The following is a 20,339-nucleotide window of genomic DNA, read 5'->3' on the forward strand; positions in this document are numbered from 1 at the left end:
CGCGAGGGGTCAGGTGCCGGCCTAGCCGAAGCGGCCGGAGATGTAGTCCTCCGTGGCCTGGACCGACGGGTTGGAGAAGATCCGCTCGGTGTCGTCCAGCTCGATGAGCTTGCCGGGCTGGCCGATGGCCGACAGGTTGAAGAAGGCCGTGCGGTCGGAGACGCGCGCCGCCTGCTGCATGTTGTGCGTCACGATCACGATCGTGAAGCGCGCCTTCAGCTCGCCGATCAGGTCCTCGATCGCGAGGGTGGAGATCGGGTCGAGCGCCGAGCAGGGCTCGTCCATCAGCAGGACCTGCGGCTCGACCGCGATGGCGCGGGCGATGCAGAGGCGCTGCTGCTGGCCGCCGGAGAGGCCGGAGCCGGGCTTGTTCAGCCGGTCCTTGACCTCGTTCCAGAGGTTGGCGCCCTTGAGGGACTTCTCGACGACGTTCTCCAGCTCGCTCTTGCGGCGCATGCCGTTGAGCTTGAGGCCGGCCGCCACGTTGTCGAAGATCGACATGGTGGGGAACGGGTTCGGGCGCTGGAAGACCATGCCGACGGTCCGGCGGACCGCGACCGGGTCGACGCCCGACGCGTAGAGGTTCTCGTCGTCCAGCATGACCTTGCCCTCGACGCGGCCACCGGGGGTGACCTCGTGCATCCGGTTCAAGGTCCGCAGGAAGGTGGACTTGCCGCAGCCGGACGGGCCGATGAAGGCCGTCACGGAGCGGGGCTCGACGGTCATCGAGATGTCGTCGATCGCTTTGTGGTTGCCGTAGTAAGCGGAGAGGCCGCTTACGTCGATGCGCTTGGCCATGGTGGGGCTCTCAATCCGAAATGTCGCTGGGGGTAGTCGCGTCAGCGACCGGTCTTGGGGGCCTTCCAGCGGGCGATGCCGCGAGCCACCATGTTCAGGATCATGACGAAGGCGATCAGTACCAGGGCCGCGGCCCAGGCTCGGTCGTAGGACGCGTCGTTGCCGTTCTGGAACTGCTCGAAGACGTAGTACGACAGGGAAGACTGACCACCCTCGAAGGGGTTGTTGTTGATGATCTGGCTGCCGAAGACCAGCAGCATGATCGGCGCGGTCTCGCCGGTGATGCGGGCGACGGCCAGCATGACGCCGGTCGTGATGCCGCCGATGGCCGTGGGCAGGACCACCTTGAGGATGGTGCGCCACTTCGGGACGCCCAGCGCGAGGGACGCCTCGCGCAGCTCGTTCGGAACGAGCTTGAGCATCTCCTCGGTCGAGCGGACCACGACCGGCAGCATCAGGATCGTCAGGGCCATCGAGCCGGCGAAGCCGGACGGGCCGTTGCCCAGCATCAGGACCCACACGGTCAGGATGAACAGACCGGCGACGATCGACGGGATGCCGGTCATGACGTCCACGAAGAACGTGACGGCCTTGGCGAGCTTGCCCTTGCCGTACTCGACCAGGTAGACCGCCGTCAGCAGACCGATCGGGGTGGCGATCAGCGTCGCGATGCCGACCTGCTCGATGGTGCCGATGATCGCGTGGTAGATGCCGCCGCCGGGCTGGATCGTGATGACCCCGCCCATCGAGTGGCTCAGGAAGTTGCCGTCCAGGACCTTGAGGCCCTTGGAGATCGTCGTCGCGATCAGCGAGTACAGCGGCACGATGGCCACGATGAAGCAGGCCCAGACGAGGCTGGTGACGACGCGGTCCTTGGCCTGCCGGCGGCCCTCGACGGCCGTGGTCACCGCGTAGGTGCCGGCCACGAAGAGCAGCAGCGCGATCATGCCCCACTGGATCCGGCTCTCCAGCCCGGCCGCGAGGCCGATGCCGATGCCGAGCAGGATCGCGGCGGCGGCGATGGCGGCCGGTGCCCAGCGGGGCATCCGGCGCTGCGACAGCCGGCGGGTCGCCGGGACCGCGACGGGCGCCTTGTCGGCGATGGTGTGGCTCATGCGTTGGCCCCCGAGTACTCCTTGCGGCGGGCGATGATCAGGCGGGCCGCGCCGTTCACCAGCAGCGTGATGACGAACAGGACGAGGCCGGAGGCGATCAGCGCGTCACGTCCGAACGGTGACGCCTCGCCGAACTTGGCGGCGATGTTCTGCGCGAAGGTCCCGCCGACCGGGTCGAGGAGCTTCGCGGACAGCACCGGGGAGGCCGACAGGACCGTGGCCACGGCCATCGTCTCGCCCAGCGCGCGGCCGAGGCCGAGCATCGAGGCGCTGATGATTCCGGAGCGGGCGAACGGCAGCACCGACATCCGGATGACTTCCCAGCGGGTCGCGCCGAGCGCGAGCGCCGCTTCCTCGTGCATCTTCGGCACCTGCCGGAAGACCTCACGGCTGACGTTGGTGATGATCGGCAGGATCATGATCGCCAGCAGGATGCCGACGGTGAAGAGCGAACGGGCCGCGCCCTCGGGGTCGGTCTTGTCGAAGACTCCGGTCCAGCCGAGGTACTCGTCGAGCCAGAGGTTCAGGCCCTTCAGGTGCGGCACGAGGTAGATCGCGCCCCACAGGCCGTAGATGATGCTCGGGATCGCGGCGAGGAGGTCGACGACGTAGGCGAGCGGGGTGGCCAGCCGGCGCGGCGCGTAGTGCGAGATGAACAGCGCGATGCCGACCGCGACCGGGACCGCGAGGCCCATCGCGATCACGGAGCTGACGATCGTGCCGTAGATCAGGACGCCGATGCCGAAGACCGGCGGGGTCGCGTTGGCGTCCCATTCGAAGCTGGTGAAGAAGTTCGCGTGGTCCTGGGAGATGGCGTGCGTCGCGCGGATCGTGAGGAAGACCGCGATCGAGGCCATGACGACCAGGAGGAAGATGCCGGACCCGCGGGCGAGACCGCTGAACACGCGGTCTCCGATGCGGGTGACGGAACCCCGGGAGGGGGGAGGCAGTGCCGTGTCTGTCGGTGTTATGTCCATGAGGTTCTCCGGTCTGGGTGGGGGATGGCTCCCCCGGCGGCGGTGCACCGGATGTGCGGCCGGCCCCGTGCGGTACGGGGCCGGCCGCGCGTACTAGGAGAGGGTCGCGATCTGGGCGCGGACCTTGGTGGCGATCTCCGTCGGCAGCGGGGCGTAGCCGATGCCGGAGAGGCCCTTCTGGCCGTCCTCGCTCGCGATGTAGGTGAGGAAGGACTTCGCGAGCTCGAGCGTGTCGGCCTTGTTGCCCTTGTCGCAGGCGATCTCGTACGTGACGAGGGCCAGCGGGTAGGCGCCCTCGGCCTTCGTGTCGTAGGCGAGCTTCAGCGACAGGTCGGTGCCGGTGCCGGTGACCTTGGCCTCGGCGATGGCCTTGGAGGCGTTCTCCGAGCTGGCCGCGACGGGGGCAGCGGCGCCGGTGGCGAGCTTGACCGTCTGCAGGTTGTTCGCGGTGGCGAACGACAGCTCGAAGTAGCCGATGGTGCCCTCGGCCTGCTTCACGTTCGAGGCGATGTCGGCGGAGCCGGGGGCGGACTGGCCGCCCTTGCCCTTCCACGCCTTCGCGTGCTCGTAGGGCCACTCGGCCTTGGCCGTCGCGTTGAAGTACTTGGTCAGGTTGTCCGTGGTGCCCGAGTCCGTCGAGCGGTGGAACGCCTGGATGTTGCTGCTGGGGAGCTTGGCGGTCGGGTTGAGCTTCTTGATCGCCTCGTCGTCCCACTTGGTGATCGTCGAGTTGAAGATCTTCGCGAGGGTCGGCGCGTCCAGGACCAGGTTGTCGACGCCCGGCAGGTGGTAGCCGATCGCGATCGGGCCGCCGACCATCGGGAGGTCGATGCCCTGGCCGCCCTTGCAGATCGTCTTCGAGGCGGTGACCTCTTCGGGCTTCAGCGGGGAGTCGGAGCCCGCGATGCTGACGGCACCCTGGTTGAACTGGGTGACGCCCTCGCCCGAGGACGAGCTCTTGTAGTTGATGTTCGTGCCGGGGCACGCCGCCATGTAGTTCTTGACCCAGACGTCCATCGCGTTCTTCTGCGCGCTGGAGCCGGAGGCGAGCAGCTGGCCGCCCTTGGCGCAGGCGATGGAGCTCTTCGCGGCGTCGGAGGTCTTGGCGTCGCCGGGCGAAGTGTTGTTGTCGGAACCACAGGCGGTCAGGACCAACGCGCTGGAAACCGCGACCGCGCCGACGGTCAGGGCGCGCAGTCCGCTGTTACGGGAAAGCTTCACCTTCTGTGTTCCTTCCAGGAGCCCGCCGGTGGACGGCGAAGCAGAGGTATGGAGGTCTGCATCCACCCGGCGCAGCGTGATGCTCACCGGTAAGGCCGAAATTAGGCAGGGGAAGTGAATCGACCAACGGGAGAGGGTGAACGCAAGGTGAACCTCGTCTATCAGTGCGGGGCGGGCTGTCGCCGATGCCGCTCCGCGGGGCCCGAGGGATTCCTGTGACGCATGGTGTCGACCCGGGAAAGCCCTGGTCAGAGTTGGTCAGGGCTGGTCGGGGGGCGGGCCGGCTACCGCCGCCGGGCGGCGCCGGGCCGGATGGCCCGCAGCATGGCGTCGACGAGCGGGCGGTCGCGTTCGTGGGTGAGACGGTTGCGTGCCGCCGCCGGGGGGAGCCAGATGAGCCGGTCGACCTCGTCATTGACGGCGAAGGTGCCGCTGACGGCCTCGGCGGCCCAGTAGCGGACCTCCTTGGGGCGTCCGTCGGCGAGATAGCGGGCGGTCGGCAGCGGCGCGCCGAGCACGCACTCCATGCCGGTCTCCTCGCGGACCTCCCGCAGCGCGGCGGCCACCGGGTCCTCACCGCGTTTGAGCTTGCCCTTCGGGTGCGACCAGTCGTCGTACTTGGGGCGGTGGATCAGCGCGATCTCCACGCCGTCGTCATGGGGCGAACGGCGCCAGAGGACCGCGCCGGCGGCCAGGACGGGGGATGGCTCCCCCGGGGAACGCAGCATCGTGGCTCACCTCGAACCGGGGACGGCGGGGGTAACGGGGACAGCTGAGACAACTGGGACGGCTGGGACGGCGCCGGACGGCACCGAGGTGCGCTGCCAGAGCCGGGCGAAGGCGAAGCGGGCCGCCTCGACCTCCTGGCGCTGGTCGGCGTGGAGCACGCCCAGCGCGTACGCGGTGGCCGGGGCGATCCGCGGGGTGCGGGCGGCGGTCGCCACGGCGTTGGCGGACTCGGCGGCCTCCCGGTGCCCCTCCAGCAGCCGGGCCGCGGTCTTGAGCCGGTCGTGCAGGCTCTCACCGGTGCCAGCAGCGGCATCCCGGGCGGCGTCGGAGCCGCTCGAGCCGTGGGCGGCGGGTTCGTCCGGTGGGCAGACCTCGGCGGCGTAGCGGCTGAGCCGCAGCAGGGTGCGGGCCTGGTGCCACGGTGCGTCCTGCAGGTCGCTGGTCAGCTCCGGGCCGAGCGCGGCGCGCACGGCGTCCGCGTTGTACGGGTGTCCGGCGCGCGCCAGCGGCAGCGCGGCCGCCGCCTCGGAGAGCCGGTGGTGCGCCAGCCCCGCGAGCGGGGGCAGCCGCACGGCGGCGGGTGCGTCGGCCGCCGCGGTCAGCGGCACCTCGGAGGCCAGTACGGCCACGGCGTCGGCCACCGCGTGGAACCGCGACGAGCCCAGCGCCTGCAGTGCGGCGGAGTGCGCCCGGGTGCGCGCCAGCGTCAGCTGCCGTTCCAGCAGCGCGCCCGCGCGGGCCGCCCCGACGGCCAGCGGCCCCTGCGTGCCGATGGCGGGCTCCGCGGGCAGGGCCGGGTCGTCGGGATTGCCGGGGTCGCCCGTGTCGAGGGCCGGCTGGTCGGGTTCCGAGGCCAGCCGGTGCAGGGCGGACAGCAGCCGGGCGAGCCGGGCCGCGTACTGGTGCTCATGGGCCAGGGACGTCGAGACCCAGCCGAGCTCGGTGCGCAGCGGATCGGCCCAGCCCGGGTCGGTGAGCGTGCCGTACGTGTGCAGGGTCGCGGCGATCCGGCGGGCGGACCGGCGCAGCAGCAGGCCGGCGGCCTCCTCGTCCTCGGCGCGCAGGCTGAGCGCGCGCAAAAACGTGGACGCCTGCTCATGGAGGTAGCCGGAGACCACCTCCCCGGCGCTCAGCGCGCCGAGGGCGGCCGCGCCGGCCGGCTTCCCGTCGAGGACGATTGCCGGCTGGCCGGCCTGGGCGTACGCGGTGTCACGGTGTCGCTGGGCCACGCCGGCGCCTCCGGGCGTCGATGAGCATCTCCTGGACATTGCGCAGCGGCTGGCCGTCGGGGCCGGTGCCGTGCCGGGTCCAGTTCCCGTCCGCCGCGAGGTGCCAGGACGCGGTGTCGTCCGCGGTCCCGGTCTCCAGCAGGCGGTTGAGGGTGGCGCGGTGGGCCGGGTCGGCGACCCTGACCAGCGCCTCGATGCGGCGGTCGAGGTTACGGTGCATCATGTCGGCGCTGCCGAACCAGACTTCGGGTTCGCCACCGTTGCCGAAGATGAACACCCTGGAGTGTTCGAGGAACCGGCCCAGGGTGCTGCGGACCCGGATGTTCTCCGAGAGTCCGGCGACACCCGGCCGGACCGCGCAGATGCCGCGTACCCATATGTCGACGGGCACACCGGCCTGCGAGGCGCGGTAGAGGGCGTCGATGATTCCTTCGTCGACGATGGAGTTGAGCTTCATGCGGATGTACGCGGGGCGCCCGGCCCGGTGGTGGGTGATCTCCTCCATGATCCGGGAGACCAGGCCGTCACGGAGGTTGCGGGGCGCGACCAGCAGCCGGTTGTAGACCTCGCGGCGCGAGTAGCCCGACAGCCGGTTGAACAGGTGCGAGAGGTCCGCGCCGACCTGCGGGTCGGCGGTGAGCAGCCCCAGGTCCTCGTAGAGCCGTGCGGTCTTGGGGTGGTAGTTGCCGGTGCCGATGTGGCTGTAGCGGCGCAGCGTGTCGCCCTCCTGGCGGACCACGAGCGACAGCTTGCAGTGCGTCTTCAGCCCTACCAGGCCGTAGACGACGTGGCAGCCCGCCTCTTCCAGCTTCCGGGCCCACTTGATGTTGGCCTGCTCGTCGAAGCGGGCCTTGATCTCGACGAGGACGAGGACCTGCTTGCCCGCCTCGGCCGCGTCGATGAGCGCGTCCACGATCGGGGAGTCGCCGGAGGTGCGGTACAGCGTCTGCTTGATCGCCAGTACGTCCGGGTCGGCCGCCGCCTGGTCCAGGAAGGTCTGGACGGAGGTCGAGAAGGAGTCGTACGGGTGGTGCAGCAGCACATCGCGTTCGCGCAGCGCCGCGAAGATGTCGGGCGCCGACGCCGATTCGACCTCGGCCAGGTCGCGGTGGGTGCCGGCGATGTACTTGGGGTACTTCAGCTCCGGCCGGTCCAGGCCCGCTATCGCGAACAGCCCGGTCAGGTCGAGCGGGCCGGGCAGCGGATAGACCTCGGTGTGCTTCATCTTCAGCTCGTGCACGAGCAGGTCGAGCACCCGCGGAGCAATCGATTCTTCCACTTCGAGGCGCACCGGCGGCCCGAAGCGGCGCCGCATCAGTTCCCGCTCCAGGGCCTGGAGCAGGTTCTCGGTGTCGTCCTCCTCCACCTCCAGGTCCTCGTTGCGGGTGACCCGGAACATGTGGTGGTCCAGGACCTCCATCCCGGGGAAGAGCTCCTCCAGGTGCGCGGCGATGACGTCTTCCAGCGGGACGTAGCGCTGCGGGCTCGCCTCGAGGAAGCGGGAGAGGATCGGCGGCACCTTCACCCGGGCGAAGTGCTCGTGCCCGGAGACCGGGTTGCGGACGACGACGGCCAGGTTCAGGGACAGGCCGGAGATGTACGGGAACGGGTGCGCCGGGTCGACGGCCAGCGGCGTCAGCACGGGGAAGATCTGCTGGCGGAAGAGGGTGAACAGGCGGGCCTGCTCCTTCTCCGTGAGCTCCGCCCAGCGGATGACGTGTATGCCCTCGTCGGCCAGCTGCGGTGCGATGTCGTTCTGGAAGCAGGCGGCGTGCCGGGCCATGAGCTCGCGGGACCGGGTGAGGATCAGGTCCAGTACGTCGCGGGGCTGCAGGCCGGAGGCCGAACGGGTGGCGACACCCGTCGCCATGCGGCGCTTGAGACCGGCGACGCGGACCATGAAGAACTCGTCGAGGTTGCTGGCGAAGATCGCGAGGAAGTTAGCCCGTTCGAGGAGCGGCGTGGCCGGGTCCTCGGCGAGTTCCAGCACGCGTTCGTTGAACGCGAGCCAGCTGCGCTCCCGGTCCAGGAAGCGGCCCTGGGGGAGATCACCGTCGGCTTCACCCTCGGTGGCGGGGCCGACGGCGGCCTCCACGTCCGGGACGACCTGGGGGCGGAATGCGGTGCTGACCGTGCCTGCCGCTTTGGGCTGACCGGGGACACCGGGTTGATTCATCGAGGCCATGGAGTACGAGCCCTCCTCCGGTTCCGGCACGTCGAACACGTCGTACGGCCTGCCGGGTGCCCTCGGGGAGCGCCCTGGCGCCGTCCGTTCATTGTCCCGTGCCGAACGGGAAAGCGGCAGGTCGGGCGGTGGGGGGTGCTGCGGCTTGGGGGGAGGGGCAGCGGGCTGCATTCCGTGATGCTCGCAAGCCAGTCTGAATCAGCGGTAACGAGAACATGACGGGCCGGACAGCGGGGGGCGACTCCGTGGTGCACAAAGTCTCAGTACCGGCTCGGAACGATTCCGGTCCGGTGTCGGGCGGGCCGGGAGGACGGCGGTGCGGTACCTCCGGATCGCGTGCGGTACCTCGGGCTCAGCTCTCCGTGCGGTACCTCGGGCCCAGCTCTCCGTCCGCTACCTCGGGCTCAGCTCTCCGTGCGGTACATCAGGTCCGTCTCATGGGTCGTGAAGCCCAGCCGCTCGTAGACGGTGACGGCCGGGATGTTGTCCGCGTCCACGTAGAGCATCGCGGTGGGCAGCTTCTCCTGGTCCGCGAGGTGCCGCAGGCCGATCGCGGTGAGCGCCTTGCCCAGGCCGCTGCCCTGCTCGTCCGGGTGGACGCCGACGACGTACACCTCGCCGAGCCGGTCGGCGCGGTGCACCTTCGTCCAGTGGAAGCCGACGACGTCATCCCCGCGGACCGCGAGGAAGAAGCCCGCCGGGTCGAACCACGGCTCGGCCTTGCGGTCGTCCAGGTCACGCTGGGTGAGCGAGCCCTGCTCGGGGTGATGGGCGAACGCGGCGGCGTTCACCGCCAGCCAGGCGGCGTCGTCCTGCCCGGGGACGAAGGTCCGTACGGTGATGCCCGCCGGGATCACCGGCTCCGGCAGCGCGGGACCGCCGTCGAGCGGGCGGCGCAGCTGCCGCAGCTCCCGGAACAGGCTCAGCCCGAGCTGTACGGCCAGGTGCCGGGCGGCCGGGTGGCCGCCGTGCGCCCACACCCGCAGCCGCTTGCCGCTGGTGTCGAGCAGCGCCCGGCCGAGCGCCTGGCCGTGGCCGTGCGCGCGGCGGGAGGCGCTGATGAGGAATTCGGCGGCGGGCGGTTCGACCGGATCGGTGTCCTCGAGCTGCCCGTAGCCGGCCAGCTCGTCGCCCACGTACAGCAGCAGGTGCCGCACACCGGGGCGCGCGCCGCCGCGCAGATTGAGCCGGCCCTGCTCGGAGACCGCCCACTGCCCGTCGCTCGCCGCCGCCTCGCCGAGGAGCGCGAGGACGTCCCGCGCGGTGTCGGGCGCGAGCGCGTCCACGGTCTCGATCCGGCGGGTGGGCGTGCTGGGCTGCGCGGCGTCGGTCATGAACCCGAGCGTAGAGCCTGTCCGGCGGATAGTGGGGGCCCAGGCGTCGCCTGGCGGACGGGTGCCCCCGCCGGAGGCGGGGGAAGGCCTGCCAGGCTCCCTCGTCACCGCTGGGAGGGCTCCCCAGCACCTGCGAACGCGGTGGTATCCGCCGTGGACAGGTCCGCTTCGCCGGCCACCGGGTCACGGGACGGAACGAGGACGGCCGCGACGCAGGCCGCGGCCCCGGCGACGGCGAAGCCGGGCCAGTAGCCGGCGTCGGTGATCAGGGCGCCGATGACGGGCGGGACCAGGGCGGCCGTCAGGTTCTGGCCGGTGTTGTGGATGCCCAGCGCGCGCCCGGACCAGGCGGGCCCGGCGCCCTCGGCGGTGGCCGTGAAGGACAGCCCGTTGGTGCTGGCCGTGATGCCGATGGCCAGGACCAGGGCGACGTCGGTGAGGGGGGAGGGGAAGGCCGCGGTCAGCGCGGTGGCCCCGATGACCGCGGCGGTGATCAGGGCGAGCTGCCGCATCGGCCGCATCCGGCTGCCGACCCGGTCCGACCAGCGGCCCACGACGATCCGGGAGACCGCGCCCAGCCCCTGGCCCAGCGCCACCAGCTGCCCGGCCGCGACCGGCGACCAGCCGCGTGCGTCGACCAGCAGCACCAGCGCGAAGGCGCCCGCCGTGAACTGCGGGACGACCAGCAGCGCGCCGGAGCCGTGGATGCGCCACAGCACCCTCGAACCGCGGTACGGATTGGCGGTACGGACGGCCGTGCCCGCGCTCCTCGCGGCGCGGGCCGGGTCGGCGGCGAACACGGCGATCAGGACCGCGATCACCCCGCAGACCACGGCGAGGAACGCGATCGCGCCCCGCACCCCGTACGCGGCGGCGATCGGCGGCATGGTCAGCGCCGCCATCGCCATCCCGAGCGGCGTGGAGGTCTGCCGGATGCCCATGGCCAGCCCGCGCTCCCCGGTGCCGAACCAGCCCATCACTAGCCGGCCGCTCGCCGAGTAGACGGAGGCCGAGGCCGCGCCCGCCAGGGCGAGGACCAGGCCGAACGCCGTCATGGGGCCGATCGTCGTGGCCACCCCGAGCAGCACCGCCGCCAGCCCCAGCCCCGAGGAGATGACGACGCGCTCGCCCCAGCGGTCGGCGGCGGCGCCCCAGGCGATCAGGGCCAGCACCAGCCCCGCCGTCGGGCAGGCGGCCAGCAGGCCGACCTGCGTGAGGGTGAGGTGCTCAGCGGAGCGCAGCTCGTCGGCGAGGGACGGGATCGCGTAGACGAACGCGCAGGCCGAGGTCTGCGCGGCGGTCCCCAGGGCGAGCATCAGCCAGCGCTTCGCGTGCGGGGGCGTCAGCGGGGCCTCAGCTGGGACGTCCGGGCCGGTGGCTGAGGGGAGTTGGGCGTCTGCATCGCTGGGTGCGCCTCCTCGGTCGGTGGTGCACACAACTATGCCGCCGTACTGCATGCTGAGACAGGGTGTTTCGCATACTGGGACGATGAGCCGGAGGGTGGAGGGAGGAGCGACGGCCGGCCGCCGGAGCTCCGCGGAGTTCCGCGAGTCGAAATCAGCTTTTAACCCTCGAACGCCTGTCGCGCTACGCGCGTTGACCCTAGGCTCCCCCAAATCGGCCACACCTGGACGGCTCTTTACCTTGAGGACTCAGAGGGAACCCATGTCTCTGGCACGTAGATTGACCGCCGCTGCCGCCGGGCTCGCGGCCATCGGCGCGCTCGCCGCCGCCGCGCCCGCGCACAGCGGCCACGGTGGCTACGGCGGCGGCCACGGCGGGAACGGCCACGGTGGCGGCGGCCACGACAGCCGCACCGTGGACCTCCAGCTGCTCGCGCTGAACGACTTCCACGGCAACCTGGAGCCGCCCGCCGGTTCGTCCGGCCGGGTCACCGAACTCCAGGCCGACGGCACCACGAAGACCATCGACGCGGGTGGCGTCGAGTACCTGGCGTCCAGCCTGCGCACCGCCCGCAAGGGCCACGACCGCTCGATCACCGTCGCCGCCGGTGACATCGTCGGGGCGAGCCCGCTGATCTCGGGGCTCTTCCACGACGAGCCGACCGTCGAGGCGATGAACAAGCTCGGCCTGGACGTCACCAGCGTCGGCAACCACGAGTTCGACGAGGGCAAGGCCGAGCTGCTGCGGCTGCAGAACGGCGGCTGCCACCCGACCGACGGCTGCTACGAGAAGGGCCGCAAGTTCAAGGGCGCGGACTACCCGATCCTCTCGGCGAACGTCGTCAACGAGAAGACCGGCAAACCGCTGCTCGCGCCCTACTCGATCCAGAACGTGAACGGCGTACGCGTCGGGTTCATCGGCGTCACGCTCAAGGGCACCCCGAACATCGTCTCCGCCGACGGCGTCAAGGGCCTCAAGTTCCTCGACGAGGCCGAGACGATCAACAAGTACACCAAGGAACTGAAGCGCAAGGGCATCAACGCCGTCGTCGCGCTCATCCACGAGGGCGGCTTCCCCGCGTCGCCCGCGTACAACTACAACTGCGATGCGGGCGGCCCCGGTTCCGGGCTGTCCGGGCCCATCGCCGACATCGCCAAGAAGACCTCGGCCGACGTGGACGCCCTCGTCACCGGCCACACGCACAACGCCTACGTCTGCACCATCCCCGACCCGGCCGGCAACCCGCGGCTGGTGACGAGCGCCTCCTCGTTCGGCCGGCTCTTCACCGAGCTGGACATGAAGTACGACCGCCGGACCCAGGACATCGTCCGCACGTCGGTCAAGGGCTCGAACCACGTCGTGGACCGCGTCCAGCCGAAGGCGGCGGACCTCACCAAGCTCGTCGACCACTGGCGCGCGCTGGCCGCTCCGGTCGCGAACCGCACGGTCGGCTACATCAGCGCCGACATCAAGGCGAACGACGCCGACGGCAACGAGTCGCCGCTCGGCGACGTCATCGCCGACGCGCAGCTCGCCTACGGCAAGACGCTCGACCCCAAGACGGCGATCGCGCTCATGAACCCGGGCGGCATCCGCACCGACCTCGTCTACGCGCCCTCGGGCACCGAGGGCCCCGGCGTCGTCACCTACGGGGAGGGCTTCGCCGTCCAGCCGTTCAGCAACACGGTGAACCTCGCGGATCTCACCGGCGCCCAGGTCATCGCGGCTCTGCAGCAGCAGGTCAGCGGGGCGAACCAGGCATCGCCCAAGATCCTTCAGGTGTCGTCGGGGCTGACGTACACGCTCGACCTGACGAAGACGGGCGCGGACCGCGTCGTCGCGGACACGGTGAAGCTCGGCGGGGTCCCGATCGATCCGGCTGGTGTCTACCGCGTCGCCATGAACTCGTTCCTGGCGGGCGGCGGGGACGGGTTCGCCGCTCTCGGCGCCGGGAAGAACCCGCTGGTGGGGGGCGACGACCTGGCTGCGCTCAACGCCTACCTGACGGCCAACTCGTCGGCTGCCAGCCCGCTGGCGCCGCCGGCGGCCGACCGGGTCACGGTGGTGAAGTAGTAGTTCCCACGCCGGAGTTGAGAACGTCGGGGTAGCCGTAACAGACCCCCGGGCCGCGGAAAGAGACCCTTCCGCGGCCCGGGCCTTCTGCTGCTCGGGGTCGCAGGGTCCGCGCATGGGCTGCCTGAAGTTGATCGACACGCCAGGCGTTCCTGAAGGGGAACGCCGAGTTCCAGGAAAGGTTCGAGGAACTGCTCGAACTGTGCTGGGAGGCGGCCGGCGGCCGGGCGGACCAGGACGATTGCGCGGAGGCGCTGGAGGAGCTGGAAGTCGCTCCGGAGCTCGACGAGGACGACTCCGACCGGCAGGAGTTCTATGCCGGGCACTCCCTCGCGCTCATCGCCGGAACTCTCGCCGCCGCCATGAGACCGGACCCGGGCAAGGGCGAACTTTCGGGACAGACGGTGGAGACGGTGCTCTCCGAATTCGACTGGGTGCTTGCCGGAAGCGTGCCGCGCGTCGTCAGGGCGCTCCCCGACGTTGCCGCGCATCGGGGCTGGGATGTGACGGAGGACTGACGACGCCCGTGGTCGTCCCGGTTCATGTCAGGCCGGGCGGGGCCGTGGGGGCGCCCGGGAGGCGGACGGTGGCCACGGTGCCGCCGCCGCCGGCCGGGCGGAGGCTCACCTCGCCGCCGGACTGCTGGACGGTGCGGGCCACGATGGACAGTCCCAGGCCGCTGCCGGGCAGGCTGCGGGCGGACGGGGAGCGCCAGAAGCGCTCGAAGACGTGCGGGAGTTCGTCCTCCGGGATGCCGGGGCCGTGGTCGCGGACCGTCAGCACGCCGTGGTCCAGGCGTACTTCGACCGAGCCGGACGGCGGGCTGAACTTCACCGCGTTGTCCAGCAGGTTCACCACCGCGCGTTCCAGAGCGACCGGCTCCGCGCGGACGTACCAGGGCGCCAGCTCGGCCCGGATCGTCAGATCGGGTCCGCGCAGTCTGGCCCGTTCCAGCGCGGCCTCCGCGATCTCGTGCAGGGCCACCACTTGCAGCGTGGGCGCCCCGTCGGGGCGTGAGAGCTCCTGAAGGTCGCCGATGAGCGCCGCCAGCTCCGTCATCTGCGCCTTGACGCTGGCCAGCAGCGCCTTGCGGTCCGCCGGGGGGATGGGCCGCCCGGTGGCCTCGCTGCGTTCCAGCAGTTCGATGTTGGTGCGGAGGGAGGTGAGCGGGGTGCGGAGCTCGTGCCCGGCGTCCGCGATCAACTGCTGCTGCCGGTCGCGGGACGAGGCCAGCGCCGCCGTCATCGCGTTGAACGACTCGGAGAGCCGCGCGATCTCGTCCTCCCCCTCGACGGGGATGCGGACGCTGAGGTCTTCGGTTCGCGCGATGTGTTCGACGGTCTCGGTGAGGCGGTCGACGGGCTTCAGCCCTGCGCGGGCGATCAGCAATCCGGCGGCGCCGGCCCCGAGGACGCCGATGCCGGCGACCGCGAGCAGCACCCACGCGAGGGTGTTGAGGGGGTCGGTGATCTCGGACAGCGGGCGGGCCACGGACAGAGCGAGCGGCTGTCGGTCGAGGGCCAGGTTGGTGCCCATGGTGTAGACGCGCAGCTCGGTACCGTCCGCGGTCGTCACGTTGTGGGTGACGGCACGCGGAGTGCCGTCGGGCTTGAGGGGATCAGCGGCGATGGCCTGGTCGGGCTTCGTCACGGGGAAGGCGGCGGTGCCCTCGACCCAGCACGATTTGCCGTTGCGCTGGACCACTTGGGCGGACGTGTTGGTCGTGTTGATGAACGGATAGTGCCCCGGGCCGACGTCCTGCACCGGCGGGGTGGCCAGGCATCCGTTCTGGTTGATCGATCGAGAGATCTGAGGAACCGCGTCAGCCTGGCGCAGCGACCTGTCCAGCTGCTCGGTGAGCTGCTGCTTCGTGAGCAGCCAGCACGAGAGTGCCACCGCCGCCACCGCCACCGCCACCGCGGCGGCCGTGAGGATCGCCAACCGCGAACGGAGTGGCAACCGCTTCATGACTTGCCGTCCGGCGCCCGCAGCGCGTAGCCGACGCCGCGGACCGTGTGGACGAGGCGGGGGAGGCCGTCGATCTCGGTTTTGCGGCGGAGGTACATGACGTAGACGTCGAGGGAGTTGGAGGAGGGCTCGAAGTCGAAGCCCCAGACGGACTTGAGGATCTGCTCGCGGGTCAGGACCTGGCGGGGGTGGGCGAGGAACATCTCCAGCAGGGTGTATTCGGTGCGGGTGAGTTCGACGGGGCGGCCGGCGCGGGTGACCTCGCGGGTGGAGGTGTCCATGCGGAGGTCGGCGAAGGTGAGGGCGTTGTCCTCGTCGGCTGCGGCCGCCGCGGCCGCGTAGGCGCTGCGGCGCAGCAGGGCGCGCAGCCGGGCGAGGAGTTCGTCGAGTTCGAAGGGCTTGACGAGGTAGTCGTCGGCGCCCGCGTCGAGGCCGGTGACGCGGTCGCCGACGGTGTCGCGGGCGGTGAGCATCAGGATGGGCACGGTCACACCCGTGGCGCGGAGCCGGCGGGCGGTGGTGAGGCCGTCCATGCGGGGCATCAGGACGTCGAGGATGATCGCGTCCGGCTGGTAGCCGTCGACCTGGTCGAGGGCCGCCATGCCGTCGGCGGCGATGGCGGTGTCGTAGCCCTCGAAGGCGAGGCTGCGCTGCAGCGCCTCGCGGACGGCGGGCTCGTCGTCGACGATCAGGATGCGGGCGGGGGCCTCGCCGTTCTCGCCGGGGCTCATGGGGGTCGCGACCTCGTGGTGGTGAAGGGGGCGGGGACGGTTATCAGCCTCGCACGGCGGCGGGGCGGTGGCGTGCGGAGCCGCGTCGGACGGGTGCCGGGGTGGCGACTTCGGCGGCGCGGGGAGGCTGCGGGGCGGCCGGCGTGACCGGCATTCCGTGCAGCAGGTCGAGGTCGGCGGGGCCGGTGCGGACGGCGGCTTCGGGTGCGGGGGCGCCCGCGCCCCAGGAGACGGCGGCGGCGAGGGCGTGCCGGGCACGGTTGACGTTGACGGTGATGGCGTTGGTGGTCATGGGACTGCCTCCCCAGGGTTGGAGCTCGGGTGCGGACCGCAGGTCAGTTGGTGCCGCCGCTGCGCAGTGAGTCGAGGTCGGCCTTCACGGTGTTGATCGGGATGGAGAAGCCGAGGCCGACGCTGCCGGCGCTGCTGCCCGAGGAGCCGGACGAAGCGGCCGAGTACATCGCGGAGTTGATGCCGATGATCTCGCCGTTCATGTTGATCAGCGCGCCGCCGGAGTTGCCGGGGTTGAGGGACGCGTCGGTCTGGATGGCCTTGTAGGTGGTGGTGGAGTTGCCGGTGTCGCCGTTGTACTGGTTGCCGCCGAAGCTGAACGGCCACTGGTCGGAGCCGCCGCTGCCGCCCTGGCCCTGGCCCCGGCCCTGGCTCTCGTCGGTGGAGACGGTCACGTCGCGGTTGAGGGCGGAGACGATGCCGCTGGTGACGGTGCCGGTCAGGCCCTCGGGCGAACCGATGGCCACGACCTGGTCGCCGACGGCGATGCCGTCGGAGTTGCCGAGCTTGGCAGCGGTGAGGCCGCTGGCGTTGTCGACCTTGATGAGGGCGAGGTCCTTCTTGGCGTCGGTGCCGACGACCTTCGCGGTGGCCGTCCTTCCATCGCTGTAGGTGACCTTGATGCTGGTGGCGCCCGCGATGACGTGGTTGTTGGTGATGATCTCGCCGTCGCTGGTGATGATCACGCCGGCACCGGTGGACCGGCCGGCGTTCGAGGTCGCGCCGATCTCGACGATGCTCGGGCTGACCGCGGAGGCGACGCCGGCCACGCCGGTCTTGCTGGAGCTGGCGTTCACGGCGGCGGCCGCGGTGCTGACGGTGGGGTGCGAGGTGGTGTTGCCGATCAGCGCCACCGTTCCGCCGCCGACGACGCCCGAAGCGATCGCCACCGCGGCGAACAGGGCGATCGGCTTGCGGACCTTGCGCCGGGAGGTCGGGACGGGGGAGGGACCGGGCGAGGGCTGTGCGCCGGGCGGCGGCGGGGGATACATCCCGCCGGCACCGCTGCCCGCGCCGGGCGCCTGGTGTGCGGTGTGCGGTCCGCTGGGCCACACGGTGACCCCGGACGGGGTCGTCACGGGCTGCTCCGGCTCGTACGCCGGCGGTTGCGGATAGGCCGCGTTCGGGTCGTAGTCGCTGTTGCTGCGCTGCGTGTGATCGGTCATGTCACTGACTGTGCGGCGGCAACATGAGAGGTTCCTGAGCGTCCGCTGAGAAGCCCGACAGAAGTAGGTATGCCCGATATAAAGGTCAGTGGCCCCAAGGGGCACGGGCCTTTAGCGGGGCCCTACTGGCAGCCGCAGGAGGCCCGTACGACGAGCCGGGACGGGAACTGCCGCAGCCGGTCGCGACGGGTGCCGTTGACGCGCAGCGAGTCGTCCAGGACGAGGTCCACCGCGGCGCGGGCCATCGCCTCGCGGTCCGAGGCGACCGTGGTGAGCGGCGGGTCGGTGAGGGCCGCTTCCTTCACGTCGTCGAAGCCTGCGACGGCCAGCCCGCCCGGCACGTCGATCCGCAGCTCGCGCGCGGCGCGCAGCACGCCGATCGCCTGGTCGTCGGTGGCGCAGAAGATGGCCGGCGGCCGGTCCGGGCCCGCGAGCAGGCCGAGGGCGACCTGGTAGGCGTCGTAGCGGTTGTAGGGGGCCTGGAAGAGCCGGCCCTCGATGGAACGGCCGGACTCCCGCATGGCCCGCCGCCAGCCTTCGACGTGGTCGGTGACGGGGTCGCCCAGGACCGGGGTCTTCTCGGTGCCGCCGAGGCACGCCACGTACTCGTGGCCGTGTTCCAGCAGGTGGCGGGTGGCGAGCTGCGCTCCGCCGATGTCGTCGGTGACGACCGCGTACTCGTCGATCGCCTCCGGCCGCTCGTGCAGCAGGACGATACGGGCGTCCCACGCCTCTATCTCGGCGGCGGCGTTCGCGCTCGGGCCCTGGCTGATCAGGATCAGCCCGGAGACCCGCATGCCGAGGAACGCGCGGAGGTAGTGGATCTCGCGGTCGTCCAGATAGTCGGAGTTGCCGACGAGGACCATTTTTCCGCGGTCGGACGCCGCCTGCTCGACCGCGTGCGCCATCTCGCCGAAGAACGGCTGACGGGCATCGGGGACGATCAGGCCTATGAGGTCCGTACGGCGGCTGGCCATCGCCTGGGCCACACGGTCCGGGCGATAACCGAGCTGCGCGATGGCCGCCTGCACCCGCTCGCGGGTGGCCGGGGCGACCGGCCGGGGTCCGTTGTTGATGACATAGCTGACGACGGCGGTGGACGTACCCGCCAGCCTGGCCACATCGTCACGCGTCACCTTTGCCACGGGCCGCAGTCTACGCGGGTCCACCCCGTCCGTTACGCGGATCGGTCGGCGCTCGCACGCGCTCGGGCCTGAGCCTGGGCCTCGGCTTGCGCCTGGGCCTGGGCCTGCGCCTTCGCGGCTTCCTCGGCGGCCCGCTCGACCTTTTCCGGGGTGACGAAGCGGTAGCCGACGTTCCGGACGGTACCGATCAGGGACTCGTGCTCAGGGCCGAGCTTCGCGCGCAGTCGCCGTACGTGGACATCGACCGTTCGGGTGCCGCCGAAGTAGTCGTAGCCCCAGACCTCCTGCAGCAGCTGCGCGCGGGTGAAGACCCGGCCCGGGTGCTGCGCGAGGTATTTGATCAGCTCGAACTCCTTGAAGGTCAGATCCAGGACCCGGCCCTTGAGCTTCGCGCTGTACGTCGCCTCGTCGACCGACAGGTCGCCGTTGCGGATCTCCATCGGGCTGTCGTCGACGCCGATCTGCTGGCGGCCCATCGCGAGCCGCAGCCGTGCCTCGACCTCGGCGGGACCCGCGGTGTCGAGCAGGACGTCGTCGATGCCCCAGTCGGCGGTGACGGCGGCGAGGCCGCCCTCGGTGACGACCAGGACCAGCGGACAGCCGGGGCCGGTGGAGCGGAGCAGCTGGCACAGCGAGCGGACCTGGGGCAGGTCACGGCGGCCGTCGATCAGGATGACGTCGGCGCCGGGGGTGTCCACCAGGGCCGGTCCTTCGGCCGGTGCCACGCGGACGCTGTGGAGCAGCAGTCCGAGCGCGGGAAGTACTTCGGTGGACGGCTGGAGCGCGTTCGTCAGGAGCAGGAGAGAGCTCACTTGTTGCTCCCGTCGGTCGTCCGGTACTGCTGCTGCACACTTTGCTTGCCCATTTGCGAACCCTCCTCGGTCCCTGCGAGGACGTACCTGGTGAAGCGGTGTTTCAGATAGCGGTGTCTCAACATGTGGTCGGAAAACCTGGTTCAGAAAGCACGAAAGGACCCGGGGGCGACGCTGCCCGGATCCTCTTCCCCAGGAGAATAGCCCACATGGAGAGCCTCGGTGAGTCCCTGAACGGGCCTTTGTGTGTTTCATCGATCACTTCGGGTGGTCGGCGTGCGGTTCTGTTGACGGAGGACGGCGTACGAATCGAGGCCGAACACCGGCCGTCGGACGGCGGAACTTCCGGCGCGGGGAACCCGGCGTACGAAGGCTGCGCGATCGTGGTGGCGCACGGCTTCACGGGGGCTCTGGAGCGGCCCGCGATCCGCCGGGCGGCCGAGGTGTTCGCCGAGTTCGCGGGCGTGATCACCTTCTCCTTCCGGGGCCACGGCGGCTCCGGCGGCCGGTCCACCGTCGGCGATCTGGAGGTGCTCGACCTCGACGCGGCCGTGGGGTGGGCGCGCCGCCTCGGGTACCGAAGGGTGGTCACCGTCGGCTTCTCGATGGGCGGCTCCGTCGTGCTGCGGCACGCGGCGCGGCCCGCGGCGGCACCGTCCGCCGGACGGCTGGGCGGCGCACCCGACGCGGTCGTCTCGGTGAGCGCACCGGCCCGCTGGTACTACCGCGGGACGGCGCCGATGCGGCGGCTGCACTGGGTGGTCACCCGGCCCACCGGCCGGCTCGTCTCACGCCTCGGACTCGGGACCCGCATCCACCCGCGCGAGTGGGACCCGGTGCCGCTCTCGCCGATCGAGTCCGCGGCGCTGATCGCTCCGACGCCGCTGCTGATCGTGCACGGCGACCGGGACGCGTACTTCCCGCTGGACCACCCCCGGTCGCTGGCGGGCGCCGCCGGGGACGCGGCCGAGCTGTGGATCGAGCCGGGGTTCGGCCACGCGGAGAACGCGGCCGACGACGCTCTGCTGCGCCGTGTCGGGGCCTGGCTCGGCACGGTCTGACCGGCTCGCGCCGGGGCTCACATCCCGGCCCCCGGGCGGGTGTCATCATGGACGGCGGCTGTACCTCGCGGGGGCCGCAGGGACCCGTGCGACCGCAAAG

At 71.2% G+C, this 20,339-nt stretch carries 18 protein-coding genes; 3 read left to right on the plus strand and 15 right to left on the minus strand.

All coding sequences use genetic code 11. The features are described from left to right. Positions 1 to 21: 21 nt before the first annotated feature. From pstB to LNW72_RS22375, 9 genes are all read right to left on the minus strand, one after another. On the minus strand, positions 22 to 798 hold the full coding sequence (pstB, locus tag LNW72_RS22335) for a phosphate ABC transporter ATP-binding protein PstB (RefSeq protein WP_250977027.1): 777 nt from the start codon (positions 796 to 798) through the stop codon (positions 22 to 24). A 41-nt stretch (positions 799 to 839) separates the two neighbouring features. Beyond that, positions 840 to 1,913, minus strand: a complete 1,074-nt coding sequence (gene pstA, locus LNW72_RS22340; protein WP_250977028.1) for a phosphate ABC transporter permease PstA — start codon at positions 1,911 to 1,913, stop codon at positions 840 to 842. Beyond that, entirely contained in the window at positions 1,910 to 2,890 is a 981-nt protein-coding gene (gene pstC, locus LNW72_RS22345) for a phosphate ABC transporter permease subunit PstC (protein WP_250977029.1), read from the minus strand. Before pstC ends, pstA begins: the two co-directional genes overlap by 4 nt. A gap of 93 nt (positions 2,891 to 2,983) precedes the next feature. Then, positions 2,984 to 4,111, minus strand: coding sequence for a phosphate ABC transporter substrate-binding protein PstS (pstS, locus tag LNW72_RS22350; protein WP_250977030.1), 1,128 nt, complete (start codon positions 4,109 to 4,111; stop codon positions 2,984 to 2,986). Between the two features lie 284 nt (positions 4,112 to 4,395). Then, positions 4,396 to 4,839 (minus strand): NUDIX hydrolase, encoded by a 444-nt coding sequence (locus LNW72_RS22355; protein ID WP_250977031.1) that lies wholly within the window; start codon positions 4,837 to 4,839, stop codon positions 4,396 to 4,398. A gap of 6 nt (positions 4,840 to 4,845) precedes the next feature. Further along, positions 4,846 to 6,069, minus strand: a complete 1,224-nt coding sequence (locus LNW72_RS22360; protein ID WP_374117310.1) for a CHAD domain-containing protein — start codon at positions 6,067 to 6,069, stop codon at positions 4,846 to 4,848. After that, complete coding sequence (locus LNW72_RS22365; protein ID WP_250980260.1) at positions 6,050 to 8,254, minus strand: RNA degradosome polyphosphate kinase; 2,205 nt, start codon at positions 8,252 to 8,254, stop codon at positions 6,050 to 6,052. Before LNW72_RS22365 ends, LNW72_RS22360 begins: the two co-directional genes overlap by 20 nt. A gap of 404 nt (positions 8,255 to 8,658) precedes the next feature. Continuing rightward, positions 8,659 to 9,588 carry a mycothiol synthase gene (gene mshD / locus LNW72_RS22370; RefSeq protein ID WP_250977032.1) on the minus strand — a complete coding sequence of 310 codons (930 nt, stop codon included), beginning with the start codon at positions 9,586 to 9,588 and terminating at the stop codon, positions 8,659 to 8,661. A 104-nt stretch (positions 9,589 to 9,692) separates the two neighbouring features. Beyond that, entirely contained in the window at positions 9,693 to 11,045 is a 1,353-nt protein-coding gene (locus LNW72_RS22375) for an MFS transporter (protein ID WP_250977033.1), read from the minus strand. A 208-nt stretch (positions 11,046 to 11,253) separates the two neighbouring features. Between LNW72_RS22375 and LNW72_RS22380 the strand changes: the two genes are divergently transcribed. Beyond that, on the plus strand, positions 11,254 to 13,065 hold the full coding sequence (locus LNW72_RS22380) for a bifunctional metallophosphatase/5'-nucleotidase (RefSeq protein WP_250977034.1): 1,812 nt from the start codon (positions 11,254 to 11,256) through the stop codon (positions 13,063 to 13,065). A gap of 362 nt (positions 13,066 to 13,427) precedes the next feature. Beyond that, positions 13,428 to 13,583, plus strand: a complete 156-nt coding sequence (locus LNW72_RS22385) for a hypothetical protein (protein ID WP_250977035.1) — start codon at positions 13,428 to 13,430, stop codon at positions 13,581 to 13,583. A 22-nt stretch (positions 13,584 to 13,605) separates the two neighbouring features. On the opposite strand, the gene LNW72_RS22390 is transcribed toward LNW72_RS22385, so the two are convergent. The 6 genes from LNW72_RS22390 to LNW72_RS22415 form a co-directional block, all read right to left on the minus strand. Further along, on the minus strand, positions 13,606 to 15,033 hold the full coding sequence (locus LNW72_RS22390) for a HAMP domain-containing sensor histidine kinase (protein ID WP_250977036.1): 1,428 nt from the start codon (positions 15,031 to 15,033) through the stop codon (positions 13,606 to 13,608). Further along, complete coding sequence (locus LNW72_RS22395) at positions 15,030 to 15,764, minus strand: response regulator transcription factor (RefSeq protein ID WP_250977037.1); 735 nt, start codon at positions 15,762 to 15,764, stop codon at positions 15,030 to 15,032. Before LNW72_RS22395 ends, LNW72_RS22390 begins: the two co-directional genes overlap by 4 nt. A gap of 43 nt (positions 15,765 to 15,807) precedes the next feature. Then, entirely contained in the window at positions 15,808 to 16,056 is a 249-nt protein-coding gene (locus LNW72_RS22400; protein ID WP_250977038.1) for a hypothetical protein, read from the minus strand. A gap of 43 nt (positions 16,057 to 16,099) precedes the next feature. Then, entirely contained in the window at positions 16,100 to 17,221 is a 1,122-nt protein-coding gene (locus LNW72_RS22405) for a S1C family serine protease (protein WP_250977039.1), read from the minus strand. Positions 17,222 to 17,343: 122 nt separating this feature from the next. After that, the gene (locus tag LNW72_RS22410; protein ID WP_138354047.1) at positions 17,344 to 18,366 is read right to left on the minus strand and encodes a LacI family DNA-binding transcriptional regulator; all 1,023 of its coding nucleotides are present in this window, start codon (positions 18,364 to 18,366) and stop codon (positions 17,344 to 17,346) included. A gap of 32 nt (positions 18,367 to 18,398) precedes the next feature. Beyond that, entirely contained in the window at positions 18,399 to 19,178 is a 780-nt protein-coding gene (locus LNW72_RS22415; RefSeq protein WP_138354048.1) for a response regulator transcription factor, read from the minus strand. A 209-nt stretch (positions 19,179 to 19,387) separates the two neighbouring features. On the opposite strand from LNW72_RS22415, the gene LNW72_RS22420 reads away from it, so the two are divergent. Next, positions 19,388 to 20,239, plus strand: a complete 852-nt coding sequence (locus LNW72_RS22420) for an alpha/beta fold hydrolase (RefSeq protein WP_250977040.1) — start codon at positions 19,388 to 19,390, stop codon at positions 20,237 to 20,239. The last annotated feature ends 100 nt before the right edge of the window (positions 20,240 to 20,339 follow it).

This window comes from Streptomyces sp. RKAG293, from assembly GCF_023701745.1.
Taxonomy (GTDB): Bacteria; Actinomycetota; Actinomycetes; order Streptomycetales; family Streptomycetaceae; genus Actinacidiphila.